The sequence below is a fragment of the Kineococcus arenarius subsp. arenarius genome, from assembly GCF_050871845.1.
Taxonomy (GTDB): Bacteria; Actinomycetota; Actinomycetes; order Actinomycetales; family Kineococcaceae; genus Kineococcus.
Genome location: NZ_JBJLSE010000156.1, coordinates 1 through 4,919 on the forward strand (window position 1 = coordinate 1; position 4,919 = coordinate 4,919).

Here is a 4,919-nt window from a genome sequence, read left to right on the forward strand (position 1 = left end):
CCACCCCGCGGGCGGACGGCGCCGGCGCGCCGGCGCCGTCCGCCCGCGGGGTGGTCCGCGGGGTGGTCTCGGAGTCGTGGTCGCGCAGCCGCAGCACCGGCCTGGACCCCGACGGCGTGCTGGCCCCGCTGGCCCTGCAGGGCGCGCAGCTGCGCGAGCGCCGCGCGGTGCACCCGCTGGCCCCCGTCCTGCCCACCGCGCGCCGCCTGCTCCTGGCCGAGCCGCTGGGCGTGCCGGTGCTGATGGCGGTCGGCGACGCCGACGGCACCCTGCTGTGGGTGGAGGGCGACCCGGGGCTGCGCCGCGCCGCGGAGGCGATGAGCTTCCTGCCGGGCGCCCGCTGGAGCGAGGACGCCGCCGGCACCAACGCGCCCGGCACCGCGCTGGCGCTGGCGCGCCCGGTGCGGGTGCGGGCCGGGGAGCACTACGCCACGGCCGCGACGCGCTGGAGCTGCTCGGCGGCGCCGGTGCACGACCCCGCCACGGGGCGGGTGCTGGGCGTGCTGGACCTCACCGGCGGGGACGACCTGGGCCGCGAGCGGGCGCTGGCCCTGGTGCGCGCCGCGGTGGGCGCCGTGGAGGGCGAACTGCGGGTGGCGGCCCTGCGCCGCGGCCTGGTCGGGGCCGGTGGCGCCGGCGCCCGGTTGCGGCTGCTGGGCGCGGGCGAGGCCGTGCTGCGCGCGGGCGGGCGCGAGCGCGGGCTGTCCCTGCGCCACGCCGAGCTGCTGACGCTGCTGCTGACCGGGCCGGCGGACGGCTGGAGCGCCGGCGCGCTGGCCGGCGCCCTGGACGAGCGCGCTCTGGCGACGGTGTCGGTGCGCGCCGAGGTGCACCGGCTGCGCGCGGTGCTCACCGGGTGCGCCGGCGGCGCGCTGAGCCTGTCGCCCTCGCCGTACCGGCTGACCGGGGAGCTGTCCTGCGACGTGCTGGACGTGCGCCGGGCGCTGCGCGAGGGCCGCGCCGGCGACGCCGTGGACGCCTGGACGGGCGACCTGCTGCCGGCGTCCGACGCGCCGGGGGTGCGCGAGGTCCGCGAGGAGCTGGTGGTGGGGGTGCGCACCGCCGTGCTGGAGGGCGGGGACGACGACGCGCTGCTGCGCTTCTCGCGCACCGGCGCCGGCCGCGACGACCCGCACGTCGCCGCCGAGCTGCTGCGCCGCCTGGCGCCGGGGGACCCCGGGCGCGGCGAGGCCCTGGCCCGCGCCGCGCGCCCGGCCGGCTGAGGGGCCCGTGGTGCGCGCCGCGCTGCAACGGGGTTGCAACGCCCGCACCCGTACGGTGGCGGCGCCGGGCGACGAGGTGGTCGCCCGCCGGGCGACGAGGTCGTCGCCCGCGTCCACTCCCAGCGGAGGTGCACCGTGACCGTCTACGAAGCTCCCGGCCGTCCCGGCAGCCTGGTCTCCTACGCCGAGCGCTACGACCACTTCATCGGCGGCGAGCGCGTACCCCCCGCCACGGGGGAGTACTTCGAGAACCCCAGCCCCGTCACCGGGCGGGTGTTCACCGAGGTCGCCCGCGGCACCGCCGCCGACGTCGAGCGCGCGCTGGACGCCGCGCACGCCGCCGCCCCCGCCTGGGGCCGCACGCCCGTGGCCGAGCGCGCCCTGGTGCTGAACCGCATCGCCGACCGGATCGAGCAGAACCTCGAGCAGCTCGCGGTGGCCGAGACGTGGGACAACGGCAAACCGGTGCGCGAGTGCCTGGCCGCCGACCTGCCGCTGGTGGTCGACCACCTGCGCTACTTCGCCGGCGTGGTGCGCGCCCAGGAGGGCGGCATCTCCCAGATCGACGACGACACCGTCGCCTACCACTTCCACGAACCCCTGGGCGTCGTCGGGCAGATCATCCCGTGGAACTTCCCGCTGCTCATGGCGGTCTGGAAGCTCGCCCCCGCGCTCGCGGCCGGCAACGCCGTCGTCCTCAAGCCCGCCGAGCAGACCCCCGCCTCGATCATGCTGCTGATGGACCTGATCGGGGACCTGCTGCCGCCGGGCGTGGTCAACGTCGTCAACGGCTTCGGCGCCGAGGCCGGCAAGCCGCTGGCGAGCTCCCCGCGCATCCGCAAGATCGCCTTCACCGGCGAGACGACGACCGGCCGGCTGATCATGCAGTACGCCAGCCAGAACCTCATCCCCGTCACGCTGGAGCTGGGGGGCAAGAGCCCGAACATCTTCTTCGAGGACGTCGCCCGCGCGAAGGACGAGTTCTACGACAAGGCCCTCGAGGGGTTCACCATGTTCGCCCTGAACCAGGGCGAGGTGTGCACGTGTCCCTCGCGCGCGCTCATCCAGTCCAGCATCTACGACGAGTTCCTCACCGCCGCGACCGAGCGCACCAGGGCGGTGCGGCAGGGGAACCCGCTGGACACCGAGACGATGATCGGCGCGCAGGCGAGCAACGACCAGCTCGAGAAGATCCTGTCCTACATCGACATCGGCCGGCAGGAGGGCGCGAAGCTGGTGACGGGCGGGCACCGCTCGGACCTCGGCGGGGAGCTGTCCGGCGGGTACTACGTCGAGCCGACGATCTTCGAGGGCGACAACTCGATGCGGATCTTCCAGGAGGAGATCTTCGGCCCGGTCGTGTCCGTGGCGAGGTTCGACGACCCCGACGACGCCCTGAAGATGGCCAACGACACCCTCTACGGCCTCGGGGCCGGGGTGTGGTCGCGAGACGTCCACCTCGCGTACCGGATGGGCCGCGGCATCCAGGCGGGGCGGGTGTGGACGAACAACTACCACGCGTACCCCGCGCACGCGGCGTTCGGCGGCTACAAGAGCTCCGGCATCGGCCGGGAGAACCACCGCATGATGCTCGACCACTACCAGCAGACCAAGAACCTGCTGGTGAGCTACTCCACCTCCAAGCTCGGCTTCTTCTGACGGGCGGTGCCGACGTGACGGGTGCCCCGGTGCCGGAGAGGGTGGCCCTGACCCCGCGGGCGGCGCAGCAGCTGCGCCGCCTGCGGGCGCGCCACGGGGAGCTGATGTTCCACCAGTCGGGCGGCTGCTGCGACGGCAGCAGCCCGATGTGCTTCGCGGCGGGGGACTTCCTCACCTCCGACGCCGACGAGCACCTCGGCGACGTGGAGGTGCCGGCCGAGGGGGAGGGGGAGGGGTTCTCCGTGCCGGTGTGGATGTCGAAGGAGCAGCACGCGCGGTGGGCGCACACGCACCTGACGATCGACCTCGTGCCCGGCCGCGGGGCGGGTTTCTCGCTCGAGGCTCCCGACGGGGTGCGGTTCCTGGTGCGCTCGCGCCTGCTGGACGGGAGCGCGGGCGCAGCGCCGCCCGCGGCGCCCTGAGGCGGCGCCCCGGAGACCGGCGTCTCGGCATCTGAGACGCCGGTCTCGCCAGCTGGATGCGGGCAGTACTCTCGGGCACCCTCCTGGGGCACCCGGAGCGGCGACGGCGACCCCGGTGCCCACCCGGGTGCCAGCGCCGGGAACGGGCGGACCCCCGACCGCGGTGCGACCACGCCCAGCCCCCCTCCCGCGAAGGTGCCCCATGGGTCCGTCCGACCTGAACCCCACGACCACCCGGTCCGAGCCCGCGCCACCGGGCGCGCCCGCCAACCCGGTCCGCCGGGTCGCCGCCGCCAGCCTCATCGGCACGACGATCGAGTTCTACGACTTCTACGTCTACGCGACCGCTGCCGTCCTCGTCTTCGGGCCGCTGTTCTTCCCGTCCGAGAACGAGACCGCGCAGACCCTCGCCTCGCTGGCCACCTTCGCCATCGCCTTCGTGGCCCGGCCCATCGGCTCGATCGTCTTCGGGCACTTCGGCGACCGCATCGGCCGCAAGACGACCCTCGTGGCCGCGCTGCTCGTCATGGGGATCTCCACGGTCCTCATCGGCGTGCTGCCCACCCACGCCAGCGCGGGCAACCTCGCACCGGCGCTGCTGTGCCTGCTGCGCTTCGGCCAGGGCTTCGGCCTGGGCGGGGAGTGGGGCGGCGCGGCCCTGCTGGCCACCGAGAACGCCCCGCCGAACCGCCGCGCGCTGTACGGGATGTTCCCGCAGCTGGGCGCCCCGCTGGGCTTCATCATCGCCAACACCCTCTTCATCGTGCTCGCCACGACGATGAGCGACGAGGCCTTCACGTCCTGGGGCTGGCGCGTGCCGTTCCTGCTCTCGGCCGTCCTGGTGCTGCTCGGCCTGTGGATCCGCCTCAGCCTGGCCGAGACGCCCGTCTTCGCCAAGGCGCTGGCCGAGAAGAGGCAGGTGCGCGTGCCGGTGGCCGAGACCTTCCGCACCAGCTGGAAGATCCTCGTGCTGGGCGCCTTCTCGGTCATGCTGACCTACACGCTCTTCTACCTGACCACCACCTGGTCGCTGGCCTACGGCACCTCCCCGGCGCTGGGCTACGAGCGGCAGGACTTCCTGCTCATGCTGTGCGTCGCCGTCCTGTTCATGGCCGCGGCGACCCCGCTGTCCGGGGTGCTCTCGGACCGCTTCGGCCGCCGCCCCGTGCTGGCCACCGCGATGCTCGGCGGCGCCGCCGTCGGCCTGCTCACCGGCCCGCTGCTGGGCTCGGGCAGCACCGCCCTGGTCATGGTGTGGCTGTGCGCCGGCCTGTTCTTCATGGGCCTGGTCTTCGGGCCCATCGGCGCCTACCTGCCCGAGCTGTTCCCCACGAACGTGCGCTACACGGGCGCCTCGCTCGCCTTCAACGCCGGCAGCATCCTCGGCGCCTCGCTCGCCCCGTACACCGCGGTGCGCCTGGCAGCGGCGCACGGCGTCGGCTGGGTGGGCGCCTACCTCGCCGGCACGGCCGTGGTCAGCCTCATCGCGCTGTCCCTGCTGCGCGAGACCCGCACCGCCGACATCGACTGAGCGGCCGCCACCCCGGGGGGGGGGGCGGGGGGGGGGGGGGGGGGGGGGGGGGGGGGGCGGGGGGGGGGGGGGGGGGGGGGGGGG

At 75.1% G+C, this 4,919-nt stretch carries 4 protein-coding genes; all 4 read left to right on the forward strand.

Annotation, left to right across the window (positions count from 1 at the left end; genetic code table 11):
- Positions 1-1,223, forward strand: a 1,223-nt coding sequence (locus ACRYM0_RS20255) for a GAF domain-containing protein (RefSeq protein WP_432507652.1), incomplete at its 5' end; no start/stop codon positions are given.
- A gap of 135 nt (positions 1,224-1,358) precedes the next feature.
- A complete protein-coding gene (gene adh / locus ACRYM0_RS20260) occupies positions 1,359-2,882 on the forward strand; it encodes an aldehyde dehydrogenase (RefSeq protein ID WP_432507653.1) in 1,524 nt (507 codons plus the stop codon).
- A 14-nt stretch (positions 2,883-2,896) separates the two neighbouring features.
- Positions 2,897-3,304: a DUF779 domain-containing protein gene (locus tag ACRYM0_RS20265; RefSeq protein ID WP_432507654.1), complete on the forward strand. Its 408-nt coding sequence runs from the start codon at positions 2,897-2,899 to the stop codon at positions 3,302-3,304.
- 217 nt (positions 3,305-3,521) lie between these two features.
- A complete protein-coding gene (locus ACRYM0_RS20270) occupies positions 3,522-4,835 on the forward strand; it encodes an MFS transporter (protein ID WP_432507655.1) in 1,314 nt (437 codons plus the stop codon).
- Positions 4,836-4,919: the final 84 nt, after the last annotated feature.